A 23,003-nucleotide genomic window follows, 5' to 3' on the forward strand; every position below is an offset into this window, starting at 1 on the left:
CTAATCATTATCTGAATATCTGGCTTGGTTGTTTGTGTTTAATTCTTTAAAAAAGAATTTATATAATTAACCTACTGTTTAATTTTCAAAGTTCTTAATCCATGCTCTCTTGAGCACATGTATAATAATATCACCCTTTTTTTTTGAAGTCAACATTTTTTTTATATTTTTTTATTAATCTATTAAATTTAAGTTGTATCTTTCTATTAAATCTACTAGCATATCTGCATATATAGCTTCACCTTGCTCATTTTTTTAGTGCTATAGCCTGCATCTTCTAGAGCTTGAGCTTGCGATTTATAGTCTTTCCCTTCAAATAATCCATGTTCTGCATATCTTGGGTTTTCTTTTAGAAACTTTGCATGATCTCTTATTGAGTCATTTAATGAATTATATTTTCTAAATTTAGCCATTACCTCATCGCTATAGTTTTCTGATGTTATCACTTCTACATTCTCACCTTTCCATCTTTCGTCTGCTTTTATTCCAAATAAATTATTACTAATTTTTGTTAATTGTGATTGTCCCCAACCTGATTCAAGTATAGCTTGAGATATAGTTATAGATGGCAACACTCCATATTCCTTATAACTTCTTTCAGCTTCTTTTTCAATATCTTTAATAAATTTAATTTTTTCCTCTTCTATATTTAATGATTCTATTTTAGATATCTTTTTTTCGTAATTTTTATTTTCATATACAGTGTATATCCCGCCAACAACAAATGATAAAGCTAAAATCAAACTAAGACTTTGAATTAACTCTTTATTTTTTTATTAATTTTTAAAATTTTTCTAACGTATCTCTTTTTTCTTCTCCCCATAGTACCCTCCAATTTCTAATTTATATTATAATATCATCTTGTAAACTTTTATATGCTAATTTACACAAAAAATAAAAAGCTCATTTAAAATGAGCTTTTTTATTTAGACTTCAATTTAATCCAAGCCTCGTCGTATAATCTTAATTTGTTTCCTAAGTCAATAAATGTTTCAGTCTTATCCATAACAGATTTAGGTGGATAAGCAACTGGATTTGAAGTTATATCTTTATCTAATAACTTTAAAGCCCCTCCATTTGGAGTTGAATACCCTATATATTCAGCATTCATCTTTGCAATTTCAGGATCTAATAAAAAGTTTATAAACATTTCAGCTTCCTTTTTATTTTGTGCACTTTTAGGTATTGCCATTGCATCTACCCATTTATTTGTACCTTCTTTAGGTATTGCATAAGCTAGATTAGGATTTTCTTCCATTAAAGTCACCGCATCTCCTGAGTAAGCAATACCCATGGCCACTTCTTCTCCTAAAAGTCTATCTTTACCTTCATCATTTACATAAGCTAATACTAAATCTTTTTGTTTCATTAACTCTTTCATTGCTTCATTTATTTCTTTAGGATTCGTTGTATTCATGTTATACCCTAATCTTTTTAATGATATTCCCATAGTATCTCTAACTGAGTCAAACATCATTATATTACTTTTATACTTAGGGTTCCACAGTATGTTCCAACTATCAACTGGTTCTTTAACCATTTTTTATTATATAATATACCAAAAGTTCCCCACATATATGGAACGCTATATTCATTAGTTTCATCATATATAGGATTTAAAAAGCTTTTATCTATATACTTCATATTCGGTATATTTTTAAAATCTATTTTTTGAAGAAGTCCTTCACTTTTCATTTTTTCAACCATATAGTCAGATGGGAATATTAAATCATAATTAGTACTTCCACTTTTAACTTTTTGATACATCATTTCATTGGTATCATAAGTTTCATACTGTACATCAATTCCAGTTTTTTCTTCAAATAAAGTTATTATATTTTCATCTATATAATCTCCGACATTATATACATTCAAAACTTTTTTTGAATCTGTACCTCCACATCCAGTAAGCATAGTTGAAACCATTAAACCTATAGTAATTAAAATTGATATTTTTCTTAATTTCATAATTATTTATCACTCCTTACTATAGATTGTTTCTTATTTGATATTAAAAGTAAAATTAATACAACTGCAAACATTATTGTAGATAGTGCATTAATTTCAGGTTTTATTCCTCTTCTTGCCATACCATATATTTCTATAGATAAGTTACTAACTCCATTTCCAGTATTAAAGAAACTTATTATAAAGTCATCTATAGACATTGTAAACGCAATTAAAAATCCAGATATTATACCTGGTTTTATCTGAGGTAAAACAACTTTTCTTAAAGCGTACATAGGTGTTGCTCCTAAGTCCATAGCAGCCTCTTCTATATTTTGAGGAAGTTGCTTTATTTTAGGAAGCACTGATAGTACTACATAAGGAATACTAAACATTATGTGAGATAGTAACATAGTAGTAAATCCAAATTCTAATTTTAAAAATACATACAAACTCATTAATGCTACTGCTGTAACTATATCTGGATTTAATACTGGAAGATAGTTTATATTAAGTATTAACTTTCTTCTTTTACCTCTCATTTTATGTATTCCTATAGCACTTATAGTTCCTACTATCGTAGCTATTATAGATGAAATTATAGCTACTAATAAAGTGTAATATAAGGCATTCATTATACTGTCATTATGAATAAGTTGCTTATACCACTTAAATGTAAATCCATTCCAGTGGGCCATAGATTTAGAATCATTAAATGAAAATACTGCTAGCGCCATTATTGGCGCATATAGAAATAAAAACACTAATGTTAAGTAAATATTCGATGCTAATTTTTTTAAAATAATAACCCACCGCCTTCCTTATCACTGTCATCTTCAAATCTTGACATAACTGCCATAGATATTAATATTACAATCATCATAAATATTGATATAGCAGATCCAAAGTTCCAATCTCCAACTACTGTAAATTGCTGCTCTATTAAGTCTCCTAGTAACATAAATTTACCTCCACCTAATAACCTTGAGATAGCAAATGTAGTTACAGCTGGCATAAATACCATAGTTATTCCTGAAATAACTCCAGGTACACTAAGTGGGAATATAACTTTAGTGAAAACTTGGAAGCTATTAGCTCCTAAGTCTCTAGCTGCATTAATTAAATCATTATCCATTTTTGATAATGATGTGTATATTGGTAGTACCATAAATGGTAAAAAGTTATATACCATTCCAAGTAATATTGCAAAGTTAGTATAAAGTAATGTAACAGGCTCTATTCCAAATAATCCTAAGAATGAATTCAATATTCCATTTTTACCTAAAATAGCAACCCATGCATATGTTCTTAAAAGGAAGTTCATCCACATTGGAAGTATGAATAATAATATTAAAGTATTTCTTTTGCTTATATGTGCCTTAGAAATTATATATGCAACTGGATATCCAACTAATAAACATATTATTGTAGATGATCCAGCTAAAACTATAGATCTTAAAAATACTTTTAAGTATATAGGGTTAATTAATCTTTTATAATTTTCTAAAGAAAATATTAGCTTATCTCCATTTTCAACTGTAAAACTGAAAACCAGCACAAGAATTAAAGGTACTACTATAAATAGTGCACTCCAGATTATATAAGGGTAAGCAAGAATTGATTTATTTTTCTTCATAATCTATTCGCTCACTTTTCTCATTATATGGATATCTTCTGGATATATATCTAGCCCTAATTCACTTCCAACTTGTGCACTTTGTGTATTATGTAGTATCCACATTCTTCCGTTTTCATTAACTTCAATTTCATAGTGAACACCTTTAAATAATACTGATGTAACTTTTCCTTTTAACATTCCTTTTTCTGGTTCAACCATTTTTACATCTTCCGGTCTTATTACAACTTCAATATTTTCATTTTTTTCAAAGTCTTTATCTACACACTTGAATTTCTTTCCACAGAATTCTACTAAATAGTCTTCTATCATAATCCCATCAAATATATTGCTTTCACCTATAAATCTAGCAACAAATGAGTTTTCTGGCTCATTGTATATATCTTGAGGAGTTCCCATTTGTTGAATTTTACCTTTATTCATAACAATTATTTTATCCGACATAGTTAAAGCCTCTTCTTGGTCATGAGTTACAAAAACAAATGTTATTCCTAATTTTTTTTGTATTTTTTTTAATTCCATTTGCATTTCTTTTCTTAATTTTAAATCTAATGCTCCTAAAGGTTCATCTAATAATAAAACTTTAGGCTCGTTTACCAATGCCCTAGCTATAGCTACTCTTTGCTGTTGTCCTCCACTTAGCGATTCTACTTGTCTTCTTTCAAATCCCTCAAGTGCAACTAATTTAAGCATTTCTTTTACTTTTTTATCTATTTCGTCTTTAGGCAGTTTTTTATTTTTAGACCAAAAGCTATATTTTCATATATATTCATGTGAGGGAATAAAGCGTATTTTTGGAATACTGTGTTTATTTGTCTTTCGTGAGGTGGTATATCTGTGATATCACGTTCTTCAAATAATACCTTTCCTTCATCAGCATACTCAAATCCAGCTATTATCTTAAGCGTTGTAGTTTTCCCACATCCACTTGGCCCTAATAATGTTAAAAATTCATTTTTCTTAATATCTAAACTCAAATTATCTAAAACTTGATTGTCATCATATCTTTTAGATAGATTTTTTAATTCTATTATGTTTTCTAACAAATATATCACCTCTTTCTCTTAAAATGATGGTGGTGTACTCACCCATATAACCTTAGCTTCTGTTTTTCCAGCATTCGATATATAATGATTTGCTCTAGGCTTGAAGTAAAAACTCTCGCCTTTTCTAACTTTATTTTTCTTATCTCCTATGTGTAAATAAATTGAACCTGCTAATACATAACCAAATTCTTCTCCTTCATGAGGCTTTTCTTCTTTATATTGACCTCCTGGAGATAAAGATATTAATATTGGCTCCATTTCATTTTTCTGAGAGTTTGGAACCAACCACTTAAATGTATATTTTAATTCTTCATCCTCAGTTTCAAACATATCTTCTTTTGAAAAACAAATTTTTTCATTATCCATTTCATTAAAAAATTCTTTTAAGTTCGTTCCCAAAATTTCTAATATATCTATAAGTGTAGCTATGGATGGTGATGTTAAATTATTTTCTAATTGAGATATAAATCCCTTAGAAAGTTCACATCTATTTGCTAACTCTTCTTGTGTTAACTGTTTTTCTATTCTTAATCGTTTAATTTTTTCACCTATATCCATGGTCCACCTCCTATTTTAAATCATTTTTACTAAACCTTTTGTTTAAAATTTCTAAACAACAAGACATATTATATAAAATTAAGCTACAAATTTCAATACTTTTTTAAATATTTTTTCATATTAATTTCCACTTTAAAACCCAGTGTTTTTAAGGATTTGTAGATTTAGCATTTATTTTAGTTTATATTAATATTCACAAAGTTTAGTATGCCTAATTATATTTTTTTTATGATATTTTGCTATTTTATTCCTAATTTTAATTTATAAAATGCAAATAACCTGCTATTTAGCAGGCTATTTATACAATTTATATTAATTTATAGTCTTCACCTTTTAACTTATTTGCTGCAGCTTCATCTAAAATTAATATTGTATCTCTGTGAAGCTGAAGTATAGATGATGGAACTTGAGGAGTTATGTCTCCATATACAGTATTGTGTATAGCATCAGCTTTACCTTCCCCAGATGCCAACAGAATTATCTTTTTAGATTTAAATATAGAACCAATTCCCATAGTTACTGCTTTTTTAGGAACTTTATCTATAGATTCAAAGAATCTTGCATTTGCCTCTATAGTAGATTCTTTTAAATCAACTAAGTTAGTTCCTTTGACAAATACATTTGATGGTTCATTAAATCCTATGTGAGCGTTAAGCCCTATACCTAAAACCTGTATATCTATTCCTCCAATATTTTTGATAGAATCATCATATTGTTTACATTCAAGTTTTATATCCTTAGTCATACCATTTGGTATATTTATGTTTTCTTTCTTTATATTTATATGATTGAATAAGTTTTCATGCATAAAATGATAGTAACTTTGATCATTCTCTCTCGGTAACTGATAATACTCATCTAAATTGAATGATTTTACTTCAGAAAAATCTAATGTACCTTCTTTGTGCATTTCCACTAAATTCTTATACATTCCTATAGGCGTACTCCCTGTTGCTAGCCCTAGTATAGAATCTGATTTTAAAGTAATCTGACTTGCTATTATTTGAGCAGCTTTTTTGCTCATTTCATCATAATTTTTACAAACTAGTATTCTCATATTAACCCTCCACTTTTATTAATTTTTTAAAAACTATATTTCCATCTACAATAGTCATGTAACAGTTTAACTCATTATCAAATATAGCTATATCTGCATCTTTTCCTATATCTAAACTTCCCTTATTATTACTTATTCCTAGTGAACTCGCTGGATTTAAAGAAGCCAAATGTATTGCTTCATTTATATTTAAATTTGTATTTTTATAAAAATTCTTCACCATGTTATTTAAGCTTGAAACACTTCCTGCAAGAGATCCATTTTCTAATCTAGCTGCTCCATCTTTAACTATTACAGCCTGTCCACCTAAACTATATGTTCCGTTTTCTAACCCTCCTGCTTCCATAGAGTCAGTTATTAATACCACTCTTTCTTTACCTTTACTATCTAATATAAATTGGAATAGATCTTTAGTTATGTGTATAGTGTCACATATAAATTCACAATATGCATCTGTTGTCAATGCAGCTCCAACAACCCCTGGATCTCTATGATTTAAACCTGTCATTCCATTGAATGTATGAGTTATATTGCTAGCACCTAATCGTATAGCTTCTCTAGCCTCTATAAATGTAGCCGCACTATGACCTATAGATAAAACTATATTAGTATTACTTTTTATATATTTTGTAAATATAAAATCTGCATCTTCTTCTGGTGCATAAGTTATAACTTTTATTACATCTTCATATTTTTTTACTAATTCATAATCGGGATTAGTTATATAATTTCCATTTTGTGCACCTTTATATATTTTATTTATAAATGGTCCTTCTAAATGAGCCCCTATAACTCTAGCCCCCTTAGTATTTCTATTCATACCTCGTTTTATAGATTCTAATGCTTTTAAAATTGATTCTTCGTCCATTGTCATAGTAGTAGGTAGATATGACGTAACACCATGTCTTGCTACTGATTTAGATATAATATCTATAGCCTCATCTGTACCTTCCATTGTATCTTTTCCCATATTCCCATGTATATGTATATCTATTAATCCTGGAGCTACTAACTTACCTTTAACATCTATAACTTCACATCCACTTGGAACTTCATCTGTTATATCTATAATCTTTTTATCAAATACTAAAACCTTATTTTCTAACACTTCATTTCTTAACAAAATCTTTCCATTTATTATAGCCTTCATAATTATACCTCCTATGCATTTAATGTTATTTCATATTGGTACTTATCACTTCTAAATATGGATATAGTGTACTCTACAGGTACATCTCCATCTGCGTACGAAGTTCTTTTAAGTTTAAGAGCTAAAGTGTTTTTGCTTTGTTTTAAAAGTTTTGATTCTTCTTCAGATAAAATCATTGGCTCTATTATCTGTTCAGCTTTTTTCAACTTATACCCATAAACTTCATTTATTATATTGTATAAAGAGTTCCTTTCTTTCAAATCGTTTTCCAGATTGTTGCAAATACTTTTTGGTATATAACTTATTTCAATCCCAAAAGGTTCGTTTTCAATATACCTTAACCTTTCAACTCTATATACTTTTTCATCTTCATTATTTATCTTTAAAACCTGTCTTATATACTCATCCTTTTCATTTTCTTCAAATGATAAAATATCAGTTTTTATATCCATACCCTTATTCTTCATAACCTCGGTAAATCCTTGCATACTAGAAAATCTATTTCTTTCTTTTTGGTCAGAAACGAAAGTTCCTTTTCCTTGAACTCTATATAAAAATCCTTCATTTACCAAATTAACTATAGCTTTGTTCACTGTCATTCTACTTACATTTTGAATATTACAAAGTTCTCTTTCTGGAATTATAGAATCACCTGGTTTAAGATCCCCTGAATTAATCATTTCCCTTATTATTTTCATAAGTTGTATATGCAAAGGAATATCAATATTCTTATTTACTAACTTAATATAAATCACCACTCTTTTTATATGGTATATACCAATTTTGGTATATACCAATTATACTATTTTTATTATAGAACTTCAACAGAATATACATTTTCTTTTTTAAATTTAGTTATTTTATATTTTATTTATAAGATACCCATAAATATGGTATTATAATAGAATATGTAATTTTTAATATAAAATTAAAGAGGTGAACGTACTTGATAAAAATAGGTGATTTCAACAAATTAAAAATAGCTAGAAAAGCTGATTTCGGTTTTTTCCTAGACGCGCAAACAGGAAATACTTCAGATGATATTTTCATGCATAGAAAATTTACAAATTATGAGGCTTTAATTCCTGGTGATGAGGTAAATGTATTTGTATATAGAGATTCTAAAGATAAATTAGCTGCTACTTTAAACCCTCCATTAGCTAAAGTTGGCGAAATAGGTTACTTTGAAGTTGTAGATGCTACTAAAATAGGTTACTTTATTAATATTGGACTTGAAAAGATATTTTAGTTCCTTTTAGTTCAAAGCATTATGATCTAAAAAAAGGTGATAAATATTTATTTTATATATACTTAGATAAAACTGAAAGAATAGCTGCTACTACTAGAATAGAAGGTTACTTATCTACTGACTCTGAGTATAAAGTAGGAGATAATGTTACAGGTGTTGTTTATGGATTCCAAACTAACGATAGTGCGATGGTTTGTGTTGACAATAAATTTGAAGGAGTTATACTTCATAACGAATACTTTACAAAACTTAACATCGGAGACAAATTAAATTTAAATGTTATAAAAGTATACGAGGACGGTAAGCTAGGTCTTACTCCAAGACAAGGTAGAGAGCAAGAATTAAATGAGTTAGAAAGTAAAATCATAAACCATCTAAATAATGCTTCTAGAGGGTTCATGCCTTTAAATGATAAATCTGATCCAGCTGATATCGCATCAGTATTTGGTTGTAGTAAGAAAAACTTCAAACGTACACTTGGAGTTCTTATGAAAAAAGGGTTAATATCTCAAGATGAAGAAGGAACTCGTCTAATATAAAGAAAGAGTATGGATACCCATACTCTTTTTTTATTTTTCCTTTGTATCTTTAATTTCACCAGTATATATATCTATTTTGTGAGTTCCCATATCTTGTTCGTGATAATGAACCTCTCCTTCATCGTCTTTTTCTTCTATAGATACATTAACTTTAACTTCATAGTTATTACCCACTTGCTTTATATCTTCTTCCGTATTAGACACCCCATCTCCATATGTAGCCTTCAATACCTTTAGTGCATTTTCTTTTGAGATTGGTTCTATCTTATTTTTATCTTTATTTTCAGATATTTCAATTTGATCTTCCTTTGAATTTAAAGGATTTTTCCTATTTTCAAAAACAACTGAAACTAGCACACCAACTACTAATATGCTGATTATTCCTATTATAATATTTTTTTTACTCATATAAATTCTCCATACTATATTTTTATATAATTTAACTTTTTATAAAATATAGTATACCATATATTTTAAATATAAAAAAAGGGCACTATTTAGTACCCTTTTTATCCTATTCCCCCCGAAACAGTTCTACTCATTAAATTGTGGTAAATAATCTTTGTGAGCTTCCATCATTTCATCTAATATAGTTTTAGCTAGATCATCAGAAGGTATTAATGGATTTATACATAGTGCTAGATATGCTGCATTGTAATCTCCATATACAGCAGCTTTTGCTGCCAACATTTCAAATGATTTTATTTGGCTTACTAATCCATCTACAGCATCTGGTAAATATCCTATAGATAATGGTTTAGGTCCATTTTTTGTTATAACACTACTTACTTCAACAGCTTGATTATCTTTAAAGTTTCTTATAGCACCATTATTAATTGTATTAACTACTTGAATATCTCTTTTATCATTATATATAGAACTTATTAAATTACACGCTGCATCACTATAATAAGCTCCTCCTCTTTTTTCTAATTGAGGTGGTTTTATATCTAGATTCTCATCTTTATATAATTCAAATAATTGATCTTCTAGCTCTTTAACAACTTGCCCTCTAGCTTTCCCTTTTGCAAATTCATTTAATTCTTCTTCTAACATTTCTTTAGTTTTGTAATAGTATCTATGGTATGGACAAGGAACTAATCCTAAATTTTTAACGAAATCTGCATTAAACTCTATAGCTTTTATATTTTGCATTGTTAATTTTGAGTGTACAAATTTATCTATAGCTTCATCTGTAACATCCTCTCCATCTAAAGCTACGTTAAGCCCATAAACCATATGGTTAAGTCCAGCAAAATCCATTTGAATTCTTTCATTTTCAACTTCAAATAATTTAGCTATTCCATTTCTCATTCCTATAGGGACATTGCATAATCCTATATAGTTTTTAAAATCAGTATATCTAAATACAGCTTCTGTTATTACACCTGTAGGATTTGTAAAGTTTATTATCCATGCGTTAGGACATAACTCTTCAACATCTTTTATTATATCAAGAACAACAGGTACAGTTCTTAATGCTTTAAAAAGCCCTCCTGCCCCATTAGTCTCTTGCCCTATTACTCCATGTGATAAAGGTATACTTTCATCTTTAATCCTAGCCTCTAACAATCCTACCCTTAATTGTGTAGTAACAAAATCTGCACCCTTTAGTGCCTCTCTTCTATCTAACGTTAAATGTATTTCCATGTCTATTCCAGCTTTTTTAACCATTCTTTTTGCTAGATTTCCAACTATTTCTAATTTATGCTTACCTTCTTCTATATCAACCAGCCATAATTCTTTTACTGGCAACTCTTTGTATCTTTTTATAAACCCTTCTACAAGTTCCGGAGTATAACTTGATCCTCCACCTATAGTTACTATCTTTAGTCCTTTTTTCATAGTCATATCTCCTATCGTTATTTCTAAAATTCTAAATCGTCAAAGCTGAAATCGTCATCATTTCCCTGATCTGTAGCTAAAGTAGCTTTTCTTTTGTCTATTTTCTCTGATGCTATTACAAATGGTATATATATAACTATTGATATTAATAGATTAACTGCTGCTAAAACTGCTCCAGTCCAGTGACCAGTTGCTAAAAATCCACCTAATATAGGTGGTGTTACCCACGGTATTTTAGCTGCAATTACTGGCATTACCAATCCCATATCTATTGCCAAATATGCAACTGCTGAACATACAACAGGAGCTAAAACGAAAGGTATCATATATATTGGGTTTAATACTATTGGTAATCCAAATATTACTGGCTCACTTATATTGAATATCGACGGTGCTAATCCTAAAGCTATCATGTCCTTACGTCTTCTTCCAGCTATTATTAAAGCTATTATTAATCCAAGAATCATACCTGATCCACCTAAGTATACAAATGCATCAAAGAATGCTCCTGCTAAAGTATGGAACCCTTCAGTAGCTCCAGCTTGTGCTAATGCTGCATTTTCTGCTCCTAAATCCATTAATAATGTTTCTGTTATAGGCATTGCTATGTTTGCCCCATGAAGTCCTATAGTCCATAATGCATGTATAAAGAAAGTAATTAACATAGTTGAGCCTAATGAGTCTGCTGCTCCTTTTAACGGTGCCGCTAGATAAGTATTTAATAAATCATTTAAGAATAATCCGCCTGATAATGTTTTTATTAATAATCCAATTGCTCCAAATATAGCTATAGTTAGCATACCTGGTATTAACTTAGCAAAAGATCTTGCTACTGCCGGTGGTACTCCATCTGGCATTTTTATATTTATTTTCTTAATCCTAGATAACTTAACAAATATTTCAGTTGCTAGTAATCCTATTACTATCGCTGTAAATAATGCAGAGTTTGAAATATATCCACTTGGGACAAATCCCCATCCACTAACTTTATCTCCTGCTTCAGTAACTATGTTAGCTACTTGAGGTGACATTACAAAAAATATACTAAGAGCTATAAGTCCGGCTTGTAAACCATCTTCATCGTATGATTTTGCAAGATTATAAGCTACTCCTACAACTAAGAATAAAGCCATAGTTGCAATTGATCCCCACCATAAATCTCCACCTAATGTAGTCCAAGTCTCTCCAAAAGTATTTTTCATAAAATTTTGATAAGCTGGTATAGGTAAATTATTTACTAATGTAGCTAATGCCCCTATCATAGTTATTGGTATCATTGCTACGAATCCATCTCTTACAGCTACTAAATGCCTTTGTGCTCCTAGCTTTCCAGCTACTGGGATAATATACTTATCCATAAACTTCATTATCGCTCCCATAATAATCCTCCCTTTAATTTTTAGAAATCGTTTTCTTGAAACTCACATAAATCCTTATTAGCTAAATAAAAATGTTTATAAATACATAGTTTATATAAACTTATGATTCATAAAGTTTATATATTATTTTTATTGTTATATATATTATATTTTAAATGTATATACATTTCAAGTCTTTTACAAAAAACATTTTCCCTTTTTTGAAAATTTTACTTTATTAAATTTTCCTCAATAAAAAAACTGCATCTGACTATTCAGATACAGCGCTTAAAGTTAGTGTATACCCATAATGATAGGTATGTGAGTATTCAAAAACATCACTATTGTGTAATTTACAAACCTGACTTATATATAATAAAGCTTCTGGTTTTGTTAAGTCTAGTAAATTAGCTAACTCATCATTTGCTAAAACTGAACTTACTTCTCGTTCAGATATAGCTATCTTATATCCACAAACTTCTTCAACATAGTTATATAAAGATCCTTCACAATGAGATTTTTTTAAATTTGGAAATAATTTTACAGGCATATACGTCTCCATATATGATATTTTCTTATCATTAGCTAAACGTATTCTTTTAATTTCCCATACATTTTCTTTTTCAGTAAGATTTAATTTGTTCATAAGCTCTTCATCAGCCTCAATAACATTAAGCTCCTCCAATATATTAGAAACTTTGTACCCCTTATTTTCCATTTCTTCTGTGAAACCGCTTACCGCAGATATGTTATCATACACTTTATTTGCTAAAACAATACTACCTACACCTCTTTGCCTAGTTATATATCCATCTTTAACTAAATTATTTAATGCTGATCTTACAGTCATTCTTGTTACATTAAATTCTTCACTTAATTGTTTTTCAGAGGGTATTAATTCTCCTTGCTTTAAAGTCTTTGACTGTATTAAATTTTTAATGTGACTTTCTATTTGTTTATAAATAGGTTCATTCATATTTACTTCCCCTTTTGTAGTTAAATTGTATATATATTTACTTTTAATATTTATACATTCAATTATAGACTATATTAAAATTTTTTTCCATCTCTACATATATTTAATTATAAAAGGATGAATATATAAGCTTTCACTTATACATTCATCCTTTTGTCTCATCTATTTTGATATAATAGTTTTATATCCTAGCTACGCCAGTTTTTATCGCCGCTTCTTTTATAGCTTCTGCTACATTTTTAGCTACATCTCTATCAAAAGATTTAGGTAATATATTATCAGGGTTTAAGTCTTCTATTTTTATAGAATTTGCAATTGCATTAGCTGCTGCTATTTTCATTTCTTCATTAATTTCAGTAGCCCTTACATCTAATGCCCCTCTGAATATACCTGGGAATGCAAGCACATTATTTACTTGATTTGGAAAATCACTTCTTCCTGTTCCAACTATATAAGCTCCACCCGCTTTTGCTTGGTCTGGCATTATCTCTGGAGTTGGATTTGCCATTGCTAATATTATAGATTTCTCGTTCATAGTAGCTACCATTTCTTTTGTTACACAGTTAGGTCCTGAAACTCCTATAAATACATCTTTATTTTTTATTACATCAGCTAATAATCCTTTTTCGTTATGGATATTGGTAACCTTTAACATTTCTTCTTGAGCCCAGTTTAAATCATCCATACCTTCTTCTAAAGCTCCATTTAATCCACATAACACAATATTTTTAACTCCCATGCTGATTAACATTTTAGCTATTGCTAATCCAGCTGCTCCAGGTCCATTTATAACAATTTCTAGATCTTCTATTTTTTATTTATTAATTTTAATGAATTTATTATAGCCGCAGATAAAACTATAGCTGTTCCATGTTGATCATCATGAAAAACTGGTATGTTTAACTCTTTTTTTAATTTCTCTTCTATTTCAAAACATCTTGGAGCACTTATATCTTCTAAGTTGATTCCTCCAAATACAGGTTCCATTAATTTTACAGTATTTACTATTTCATCTACATCCTTCGTCTTTAAACATATTGGAAATGCATCTACATTTGCGAATTCCTTAAATAGTATTGCTTTTCCTTCCATTACTGGTATTGATGCACTAGCTCCTATATTACCTAAACCTAATACAGCACTTCCATCACTAACTACACCAACCATATTTCCTTTTGATGTATATTTATATACTAAATCTTCATCTTTAGATATTTCCAAACACGGAGCTGCAACTCCTGGAGTATATGCAATAGATAAATCATCTTTATCTTCAACTTTAACTTTACTAGAAATAGTTATTTTCCCTTTATTCTTTTCATGCATTTCTAATGCTAACTCTGAGTAATTTTTAGTCATAACCTAACCTCTTTCATATTTTGATTTATAGTTATTTATTTATTTCATAAATGTTATTGCCATAACAATCGATTGCAACTACTGCAAATAAGTCCTCAACCTCTAATCTTCTTACAGCTTCTGCTCCTAAATCATCATAAGCTATAACTTCAGCCTTTTTAATAGAGTTTGATATATATGCACCTGCGCCACCTATAGCAGCTAAATATGCACATACATTTTTTTCATCGAATCGATAACTGTATCGTTTCTCTTTCCTTTACCTATCATTAACTTTAATCCTCTATCTAATAAAGGAGCTGTTAAGTCATCCATTCTATAACTTGTCGTAGGTCCAGCAGCACCTATTACTTCTCCATATTTATGAGGTGTTGGTCCTACATAATATATAGCTTGCCCTTCTACGTTAAAAGGCAATTTTTCACCTTCTTTTATAGAATTAACCATTCTTTGATGCGCTGCGTCTCTAGCTGTATAAATTACACCACTTATACTTACCATTTCTCCACACTTTAGCTCTTTTATTGTTTCATTATCTATGGGAAGAGTTATCTTTCTCATTTTTATCCCCCTTTATATTATAGCCTTTTTATGTCTTGCCGCATGACAGTTTATATTTACTACTACAGGAAGCCCAGCTATATGAGTTGGAAATGTCTCTATGTTAACTGCAAGCGCAGTTGTATTTCCACCTAATCCTTGAGGCCCTATTCCTAGGTTATTTATTTCTTTTAATATTTGTATTTCTAAATTTTTTATATTTTCATCTTTATTATGTGCTCCTATATCCCTTAATAAAGATTTTTTTGCTATCTGTGCACATTTTTCAATAGTTCCTCCAATTCCAACACCAACAACTATAGGTGGACATGGATTTGGCCCAGCTTCTTTAACAGTATCTATAATAAAGTTTTGTATTCCTTTTATACCATCAGATGGCTTTAACATTTTCATCTTGCTCATATTTTCACTACCAAATCCCTTTGGTGCAAACTCTATAGTTATTTTATCACCCTCAACTATATCGTAATGAATTATTGCAGGTGTATTATCTTGTGTATTTTTTCTATTTATTGGAGTTACAACTGATTTTCTTAAAAAGCCATCTTCATAACCTTGCTTTACACCTTCATTTATTGCATCGCTTATATTTTTACCTTCTACGTGTACATCTTGACCGATACTTACAAAAAATACAGCCATTCCAGTATCTTGACATATAGGCATTTGTTTTTCTTTTGCAATTTCACAATTTTTTATTAATATTATTTAATATATTTTTCCTAGTTCGCTATTTTCTTTTTCTTTATTTTCTTTTAAAGATTCTACAACATCTTCCCCTAGGTATATATTTGCTTTTATACACATATCTCTTACAATTTCTGTAATTTGTGATGACTTTATAATTCTCACGAACTTATCCCCCATTTTCAAGTTTAATATTCGACTATATATAAAACTTTATCATTTTTTAATTATTTTAACAATAACAAAATTCGTTTAATCCCTTCTTCATATTATATTTTATTCAAAAAAAACAAAAGCACATACTGTCCGAAAGTATATGCTTTAATGGGGGATATATGAGTTTTATGGTTGTAAGAGATATCTTAAAGTTTGGGGGAGATTAATTATCTCTTATATTTTAATTATTTACCATTTTTGAATTATATACATTTTATTTAAATATTTTCAATTTATTTTTAATAACTTTATTCATTATCCTCTAAACCTCTATATAATAATTATAGGGGGTGATATATTGGACTTTAATAATATATTTATTCAAATAACTGTTTTGTTCTTGCTTATTTTAGTTGGATACATATCTAGCTTTAAGGGGTTAATAGATAAACATACCACATCTGGACTTACAAAACTGATAATGGGGTTGTTTTTACCATCTATGATAATTAGCGCTATGCAAATGGAATTTAACCCTAGTTTATTAGGTGATATTATATCTTTAATAATAATTTCAATATTAATGTACTCTACAACTATATTGATAGCTTTTTTATTTAAATTTTTTATAAAAGGCGATAAAGATTGCGGTCTTTATCAATATATAATTGTATTCTCTAATGTTGGGTTCATGGGGTATCCAGTTATCGAAGCTGTTTTAGGTAAAGAAGCTATATTTTTTACAGCAATTTTTAATCTGCCTTTTAATTTTTTCGTATTTACAGTTGGAACTTATTTGTTAAATAAACATAATAGTGAATATAAATTTTCAATTAAATCTATTATAAGTCCTCCAATTATAGGGGTCTTAACTGGACTTTCATTATTCCTTTTAAGAATTAAACTTCCACTTCCAATATTTAATACTTTAGATATGCTTGGAAGTATAACAACACCTTTATCAATGATTGTTATAGGAAGCTTATTAGCTAGTTCTCCTATTAAAGAAACTTTTATAAATAAAAAATTATATATAGTATCCTTTATAAGACTTTTAGTTGTTCCATCTGTTGTTTATTTTCTATTAAGCTTATATATTAAAAATCCATTATTATTAGGTGTGCCTGTAGTTATATCTGCAATGCCTGCAGCATCAAATACTGCAATCATGGCAAAGAGTTATGATGCAAATGATCAACTTGCATCTCAAGCTGTATTTTTAACTACACTAATATCTATAGTTACAATCCCTATCATAAGCATAGTTTTACTTAGTTAAAAAATTTACTTGCTTAAGTTATTAAGCTCAATTTACTTAAGCACAAAATAGTTGTCTATTATTTTAGACAACTATTTTTTAGATATATATTTATTATCTTTTATATAATATCTCCATAAATAATCTTTAGCTTCTTGAGCATAATCGATATTTACACGTTTGCTTTCAATAATTTCAAAATTTGATTCCTTACCATTATCAATAGAATCTTTTACAAACAGCTCATTACCTAATACACTTTTAAAATTTAAATCTTTTTCAATTTTAAGAGCTTTGCATAATTTTCCTGGTCCATTGGTAATGTTTTTCTTTTGATATGTAGTTAACTCTTCATATACTTTGTCATATCTATTTATTGAAATATCATCAATTCCTTTAATAGGCTCTACCGCTCTTATAAGTACGCACTGCGGTGTATCTTTAATATTTGCAGAAATATTTAAACAGTAATACATTCCGTATATTAAATAAACATATATAGTTCCTCCATCTTCATATAATGGAGCTGTTCTATCTGTTCTTCTATCACCATATACATGAGCAGCCTTATCCGTTATTCCCATATAAGCTTCAGTTTCAACTATTTTAACTATAATTTCTTTATCATCATATTTTCTCACTAAATACTTTCCAAGTAATTGTTTTGATAAAGTAACTGCATCTTGCCTGAAAAAATCTACATTCATTTAATCCCAACTTTCTTTTTAACTTACTTATATTATATCTTCAAATTTACTATTTATAACTTTTTGTAAGTCGAATGGATTTAGTTCTATTTGATATCCTATTTTACCAGCACTCACTATAATATTTTCTAAATCTTTTCCTGTTTCATTTATAAAAGTTTTATATAGTTTTTTCATTCCTACAGGAGAACATCCACCTCTTATATATCCAGTAAGTTTGTTTATATCACTTACATGTATCATCTCTACCTTTTTTTCTCCTGCTACTTTTGCAGCCTTTTTTAAATCTAAATTTTCATTAACAGGTATCACATATACATATAACTCTTTACTAGTTCCTTGTGTAACCAAAGTTTTATATACTTCACTTACATCTCTTCCAATCTTATTCGCTACAGATACTCCATCCACATGATCATCTGAAACATCATATGAAAGCATATTATATTTTACTTTTTTAGAATCTAAAATTCTCATTGCATTAGTTTTTACTTTTGTTTTAGCCATAAAAAATCACACTCCCTAAAATAACTTATATGTTAAATTTAACATATATTTCTTATCAATCACACCTCTTAGATTTCATAAACCCTTTATACCAACTGATTTTATCATCAATTTTATCTAGGTTTTTTTGTAATAACTCAAACTCTTTTAATATGTGTTCCCTATGAGAATTAAAAATTTCTAACCTCTCTTCTAAAGTTTCATCTCCTTGTGAACAAAGTTTAAAATAAGATTTTATATCTTTTATGGACATTCCCGTAGCTTTAAGGCAACACACCATTTCAATTTGGTCTAAATCTTCATCTGTAAAATAACGTATACCATTTTTATTTCTATGAGGTGAAATTATATTTTCTTTTTCATAGTAGCGAATTGTATGCTGAGTTAAATTAAATTTTTTAGCTACCTCTGAAATTGTATAATTCATTCTTCATCCTCCTATGATTTATTTAGCTATACATTACTTCTTATAAAAATAATTGTCAATATTTAAAACAAAAGCTATTGACTTAGAGTTAACTCTAAGTATTAATATTAGCTTAAGAAACTTCTATTAAATAACTACACGATTTAAATTAAGTATAAAAATTTAGGAGGAATTGAGTTTGTTAAACTTTGATTATCAAAATAGAACTAGAATAATTTTTGGAAAAAATGAACATAGAAATATAGGAAAGTTAATAAAACCTTATGCAAATAAAGTTTTATTCCACTTTGGTGGACAAAGCATAAAAAAAAGTGGAGTATATGAAGATGTAATAAATTCACTTTTAGAAAACCAAATAGACTTTGTTGAACTCGGAGGAGTAAAACCAAATCCTCGTTTATCTCTTGTTAACGAGGGAATTGAACTATGCAGAAAAGAAAAAGTAGACTTTATCTTAGCTGTAGGTGGAGGAAGTGTAATAGATTCTGCTAAAGCTATAGCAATCGGCATCCCTTACAACGGAGATGTTTGGGATTTCTACTGCAAAGATATAGAAATTAAAGAAGCTATTCCAGTTGCAACTATTCTAACTATACCAGCAGCCGGAAGTGAATCTAGTACTGGAACAGTTATTACTAATGAAGAAAAACAACTAAAATTATCTTGTGGTTGCGAATTACTTAGACCTTTATTAAGCATCATTAATCCAGAACTATATTTCACATTGCCAAGAAATCAAATTGCTAATGGAATTAGTGATATGATGAGTCATATAATGGAACGTTATTTTACTAATACGTCTAATACAGATTTAATTGATGGATTATGCGAAAACACATTAAAAACTATAATGAAAAATGGATCAATTATTATAAACGATAATAAAAACTATGATGCTTGGGCTGAAATAGCTTTATCTGGAAATATTGCTCATAACGGGTTACTTGGTTTAGGAAGAGAACAAGATTGGGCTTCTCATAAAATAGAACATGAGCTTAGCGCTATATATGATGTTGCACATGGAGCAGGACTTTCTGTCATAACCCCTGCCTGGATGAAGTATGTATATAAAGAAAACCCACCTATGTTTGAGCAATTCGCTATAAATGTTATGGGTGTTGAAAGTACATCTAAATCTCAAGAAGAGATCATAAATGAGGGAATTGAAAAATTAAAATCATTCTATAAAAAACTTGAATTACCTACTAGTTTAAAAGAACTTAATATCAACGAGTCTAATTTAGAGTTAATGGCAAAAAAATCTACTAACTTTAAAGATGGGAAAGAAATTCTTATTGGTGGACTAAAAAAACTTAATTGGGAAGATGTTCTAGCTATATATAATTTAGCTTTATAATTATTTTTATATTAAAAATACCCATAATAATTCTATATGGAATTATTATGGGTATTTACATTTTATTGTAATTTTATTAACTTATTTTACTATACAAATGGATTATAGAATCTATTTCCATTTTTAAATGTAATATATAAAGATCCAAATAATATTACTATAGCTAATAATATTGCTACGTAATCACTAGTTCTAAACTTTCTTGCATTATACCAGGTACGTTTTCTTTTATTTCCAAATCCTCTAAGTTCCATAGCACAACTTATAACTTCTATTCTCTCTAAACTTGAGAATATTAGTGGCATAAGTATAGATGAAATATTTTTTATACGCTTTCCTAACTTTTCTTTTTTAGACATATCTATTCCTCTAGCTTGTTGTGCATATGATATATCATGATAATCTCTTTGTATATCTGGTATATATCTTAGAGCTATTGCAACAGAATATGCAATTTTATAATTTATACCAAGCTTATTTAATGATGCTGCAAATTCACTCGGATCAGTAGTAACTATAAATAGTAATGCCATAGGTATAGTTGCAAATATTTTTAAATTAAAATTTAATTGATAAAATAACTGCTCAGCTGTTACTGTATATGGTCCTATTAATTTAATTAAGTCCGTTCTTGTTCCATATATTTCAACACCTTGATACGGTCCTAATATAAATATGGCAATATTATTTAACACCATAAAGAATAAAATGAAATATATAACAAAAGCTACATCTTTAAATTTAACTTTTGATATTTTAAATATTATTAAACTTAATACTAACATTCCTACAAGAACTCTAGTATCGTAAGTTATCATAGAAGCTATTGACCAAGCCATGAAAAATATTAATTTTGTAGCACCTGTTAAATTATGGATAGGCGAATCTTCTTTTATATATGATAGCATTGTTGTTTTCATACTCTTCTAATCCTCCTATCATAATCAATAAATTTATTTACAAATTTTCTTGGGTCACTTACCCCACATTTTATAGCTAACTCATAAACAGATGTTTCTTTTAGGTTTGCATGATTTATAACTTCACTATTAGTTAAAACATTAGCTGCTGTATCGTCATCTAGTTTAATACCATCTGCTATAACTATCGCTCTATTTGTATATTCAAGCATTAAATGCATATCATGAGTTATCATTATTATAGTTACACCTTTTCTATTTAAATCTGCTAAAAATTCCATTATCTCATTATAATGTTTAAAATCTTGTCCTGCTGTAGGCTCATCTAAAATTATTATTTCTGGATTTAAAACTAATATAGAAGCTATAGTTACACGTTTTTTCTGTCCATAACTAAGTGCTGATATAGGCCAATTTCTATACTCATATAATCCACAAACTTTTAATGTTTCATATACTTTTTCCTTTATTGTTTCTTCATCAATACCCCTAAATCTAAGCCCTAATGCAACTTCATCAAAGATCATAGTCTTAGAAATCATTTGATTAGGATTTTGCATTACAATTCCTATTTTTTCCGCACGCTCTTTTATAGAATCATCTATTATATCTCTATTATTTAAAAGTATTTGTCCACTTGTTGGTTTATAAAAGCCACATACTAATTTAGATATAGTAGATTTTCCTGCCCCATTTTTTCCTACTATACTAACCATTTCACCTTTATTTATTTTAAATGATATATCTTTTAATATAGGCTTATTTTTTTCATATTTAAATGATACATTCTTTAATTCAAGTAATACATCTTCATTGATTTGTTCTTCATGTATATTACTATTACTATCCCATTTCTTTAAACAATCGCTACATTTGTTTATATCTATAGTATTTATATGTCCAGGATTCATATCAGGATTTATATCTACCCCTGCATATTTAAGAGCTGTAACATATAATGGTTCTCTTATTCCGTTTTCAATTAAAATATCTGAAGATATCAGCTCATCAGCATTCATATCTGCAACTATTTCACCTTCACTCATAACTATAATTCTATCAACATCACAATGAAGAACATCTTCTAATCTGTGCTCTATTATAAGAATTGTTTTATTTGTTTCACTTTTTATTCTATCTATAAGTTCTATTGCACTTTTCCCTGTAGCTGGGTCTAAACTAGCTAAAGGTTCATCAAATAACAATATATCTACATCATCAACAGTAACTCCTGCTAATGTAACTCTCTGCTTTTGTCCTCCTGATAAACTATAAGGAGCTGAATCAAGTTGTTTATCTATTCCTACTAATTTCGAAACTTTTTGCACCATAGATTTCATTTTACTTTGAGAGGTACAGTCATTTTCTAACTTAAATGCTATATCCTCAGCAACTGTTAATCCTATAAATTGGCTATCGGGATCTTGAAGTACAGTTCCTACTATTTTAGATATTTCAAATATTCCCATATCTTTAGTTTCTTTCCCCATTATTTTCAAGCTACCCGTACTATTTCCTTGATAATAAAAAGGTGTAAGACCATTTATACAATGAGCTAAAGTACTTTTTCCAGAACCTGACGGACCTACTACTAATACCTTCTCTCCTTCATAAATTGTAAGATTGATATTTTTTAATGTAGGTTTAGCTTGAACTCTATATTTAAAAGTAAAATCTTTAAATTCTATTATTTTCTTTTTCAT

The 23,003-nt window shown here is 28.6% G+C and carries 20 protein-coding genes and 5 pseudogenes; 4 read left to right on the plus strand and 21 right to left on the minus strand.

Features of this window, described 5'->3' with window-relative positions; translation table 11 throughout:
• Positions 1 to 215: 215 nt before the first annotated feature.
• From LEQ07_RS14240 to LEQ07_RS14280, 9 genes and pseudogenes are all read right to left on the minus strand, one after another.
• Complete coding sequence (locus LEQ07_RS14240; RefSeq protein WP_263331184.1) at positions 216 to 743, minus strand: glycoside hydrolase family 73 protein; 528 nt, start codon at positions 741 to 743, stop codon at positions 216 to 218.
• A gap of 179 nt (positions 744 to 922) precedes the next feature.
• Positions 923 to 1,968, minus strand: a pseudogene (locus tag LEQ07_RS22630) (ABC transporter substrate-binding protein).
• A 2-nt stretch (positions 1,969 to 1,970) separates the two neighbouring features.
• On the minus strand, positions 1,971 to 2,645 hold the full coding sequence (locus tag LEQ07_RS14250) for an ABC transporter permease (RefSeq protein ID WP_334290928.1): 675 nt from the start codon (positions 2,643 to 2,645) through the stop codon (positions 1,971 to 1,973).
• A 98-nt stretch (positions 2,646 to 2,743) separates the two neighbouring features.
• A complete protein-coding gene (locus tag LEQ07_RS14255; protein ID WP_021431830.1) occupies positions 2,744 to 3,583 on the minus strand; it encodes an ABC transporter permease in 840 nt (279 codons plus the stop codon).
• Between the two features lie 3 nt (positions 3,584 to 3,586).
• Positions 3,587 to 4,629, minus strand: a pseudogene (potA, locus tag LEQ07_RS14260) (spermidine/putrescine ABC transporter ATP-binding protein).
• Between the two features lie 18 nt (positions 4,630 to 4,647).
• The gene (locus LEQ07_RS14265) at positions 4,648 to 5,187 is read right to left on the minus strand and encodes a helix-turn-helix domain-containing protein (RefSeq protein ID WP_021428548.1); all 540 of its coding nucleotides are present in this window, start codon (positions 5,185 to 5,187) and stop codon (positions 4,648 to 4,650) included.
• A 307-nt stretch (positions 5,188 to 5,494) separates the two neighbouring features.
• Positions 5,495 to 6,244: a glucosamine-6-phosphate deaminase gene (nagB, locus tag LEQ07_RS14270; RefSeq protein WP_263331186.1), complete on the minus strand. Its 750-nt coding sequence runs from the start codon at positions 6,242 to 6,244 to the stop codon at positions 5,495 to 5,497.
• 1 nt (position 6,245) lies between these two features.
• Entirely contained in the window at positions 6,246 to 7,394 is a 1,149-nt protein-coding gene (gene nagA / locus LEQ07_RS14275; RefSeq protein ID WP_046821987.1) for an N-acetylglucosamine-6-phosphate deacetylase, read from the minus strand.
• Between the two features lie 11 nt (positions 7,395 to 7,405).
• A complete protein-coding gene (locus LEQ07_RS14280) occupies positions 7,406 to 8,092 on the minus strand; it encodes a GntR family transcriptional regulator (protein WP_226896663.1) in 687 nt (228 codons plus the stop codon).
• 248 nt (positions 8,093 to 8,340) lie between these two features.
• Between LEQ07_RS14280 and LEQ07_RS21745 the strand changes: the two genes are divergently transcribed.
• Both LEQ07_RS21745 and LEQ07_RS21750 read left to right on the plus strand, forming a co-directional pair.
• A complete protein-coding gene (locus LEQ07_RS21745) occupies positions 8,341 to 8,643 on the plus strand; it encodes a S1-like domain-containing RNA-binding protein (protein ID WP_332843210.1) in 303 nt (100 codons plus the stop codon).
• Positions 8,644 to 8,831: 188 nt separating this feature from the next.
• Positions 8,832 to 9,182: a hypothetical protein gene (locus LEQ07_RS21750; RefSeq protein ID WP_332843211.1), complete on the plus strand. Its 351-nt coding sequence runs from the start codon at positions 8,832 to 8,834 to the stop codon at positions 9,180 to 9,182.
• 30 nt (positions 9,183 to 9,212) lie between these two features.
• On the opposite strand, the gene LEQ07_RS14290 is transcribed toward LEQ07_RS21750, so the two are convergent.
• The 7 genes and pseudogenes from LEQ07_RS14290 to LEQ07_RS14320 form a co-directional block, all read right to left on the minus strand.
• Positions 9,213 to 9,590, minus strand: coding sequence for a hypothetical protein (locus tag LEQ07_RS14290; RefSeq protein ID WP_046822170.1), 378 nt, complete (start codon positions 9,588 to 9,590; stop codon positions 9,213 to 9,215).
• Between the two features lie 126 nt (positions 9,591 to 9,716).
• Positions 9,717 to 11,027, minus strand: coding sequence for a 6-phospho-beta-glucosidase (locus tag LEQ07_RS14295; protein WP_046822171.1), 1,311 nt, complete (start codon positions 11,025 to 11,027; stop codon positions 9,717 to 9,719).
• A 23-nt stretch (positions 11,028 to 11,050) separates the two neighbouring features.
• Positions 11,051 to 12,406 (minus strand): PTS sugar transporter subunit IIC, encoded by a 1,356-nt coding sequence (locus LEQ07_RS14300; RefSeq protein ID WP_046822172.1) that lies wholly within the window; start codon positions 12,404 to 12,406, stop codon positions 11,051 to 11,053.
• Between the two features lie 250 nt (positions 12,407 to 12,656).
• The gene (locus tag LEQ07_RS14305; protein ID WP_021428577.1) at positions 12,657 to 13,361 is read right to left on the minus strand and encodes a GntR family transcriptional regulator; all 705 of its coding nucleotides are present in this window, start codon (positions 13,359 to 13,361) and stop codon (positions 12,657 to 12,659) included.
• Positions 13,362 to 13,542: 181 nt separating this feature from the next.
• Positions 13,543 to 14,720, minus strand: a pseudogene (locus LEQ07_RS14310) (NAD(P)-dependent malic enzyme).
• Positions 14,721 to 14,751: 31 nt separating this feature from the next.
• Positions 14,752 to 15,281: pseudogene (locus LEQ07_RS14315) on the minus strand (Fe-S-containing hydro-lyase).
• Positions 15,282 to 15,293: 12 nt separating this feature from the next.
• Positions 15,294 to 16,133: pseudogene (locus LEQ07_RS14320) on the minus strand (fumarate hydratase).
• A 349-nt stretch (positions 16,134 to 16,482) separates the two neighbouring features.
• Here LEQ07_RS14320 and LEQ07_RS14325 point away from each other — a divergent pair.
• A complete protein-coding gene (locus LEQ07_RS14325; protein WP_046822177.1) occupies positions 16,483 to 17,403 on the plus strand; it encodes an AEC family transporter in 921 nt (306 codons plus the stop codon).
• A gap of 71 nt (positions 17,404 to 17,474) precedes the next feature.
• Here the strand turns inward: LEQ07_RS14325 and LEQ07_RS14330 are convergent, their stop codons facing one another.
• From LEQ07_RS14330 to LEQ07_RS14340, 3 genes are read right to left on the minus strand one after another with little or no spacing between them, the layout of a single operon-like run.
• Positions 17,475 to 18,089: a DNA-3-methyladenine glycosylase gene (locus LEQ07_RS14330; protein WP_263331187.1), complete on the minus strand. Its 615-nt coding sequence runs from the start codon at positions 18,087 to 18,089 to the stop codon at positions 17,475 to 17,477.
• A gap of 27 nt (positions 18,090 to 18,116) precedes the next feature.
• Positions 18,117 to 18,596 carry a Cys-tRNA(Pro) deacylase gene (ybaK, locus tag LEQ07_RS14335; protein WP_046822179.1) on the minus strand — a complete coding sequence of 160 codons (480 nt, stop codon included), beginning with the start codon at positions 18,594 to 18,596 and terminating at the stop codon, positions 18,117 to 18,119.
• Between the two features lie 55 nt (positions 18,597 to 18,651).
• Positions 18,652 to 19,023 carry a MerR family transcriptional regulator gene (locus LEQ07_RS14340; RefSeq protein ID WP_046822180.1) on the minus strand — a complete coding sequence of 124 codons (372 nt, stop codon included), beginning with the start codon at positions 19,021 to 19,023 and terminating at the stop codon, positions 18,652 to 18,654.
• 178 nt (positions 19,024 to 19,201) lie between these two features.
• On the opposite strand from LEQ07_RS14340, the gene LEQ07_RS14345 reads away from it, so the two are divergent.
• Complete coding sequence (locus LEQ07_RS14345) at positions 19,202 to 20,380, plus strand: iron-containing alcohol dehydrogenase (protein WP_263331189.1); 1,179 nt, start codon at positions 19,202 to 19,204, stop codon at positions 20,378 to 20,380.
• Between the two features lie 89 nt (positions 20,381 to 20,469).
• On the opposite strand, the gene LEQ07_RS14350 is transcribed toward LEQ07_RS14345, so the two are convergent.
• Both LEQ07_RS14350 and LEQ07_RS14355 read right to left on the minus strand, forming a co-directional pair.
• Positions 20,470 to 21,300 carry an energy-coupling factor transporter transmembrane component T family protein gene (locus LEQ07_RS14350; RefSeq protein ID WP_024620006.1) on the minus strand — a complete coding sequence of 277 codons (831 nt, stop codon included), beginning with the start codon at positions 21,298 to 21,300 and terminating at the stop codon, positions 20,470 to 20,472.
• Positions 21,297 to 23,003 carry an ABC transporter ATP-binding protein gene (locus LEQ07_RS14355; RefSeq protein ID WP_263331190.1) on the minus strand — a complete coding sequence of 569 codons (1,707 nt, stop codon included), beginning with the start codon at positions 23,001 to 23,003 and terminating at the stop codon, positions 21,297 to 21,299. Before LEQ07_RS14355 ends, LEQ07_RS14350 begins: the two co-directional genes overlap by 4 nt.

Origin of the sequence: Paraclostridium sp. AKS73, assembly GCF_025671395.1 — a bacterium.
Taxonomy (GTDB): domain Bacteria; phylum Bacillota; class Clostridia; order Peptostreptococcales; family Peptostreptococcaceae; genus Paraclostridium; species Paraclostridium benzoelyticum.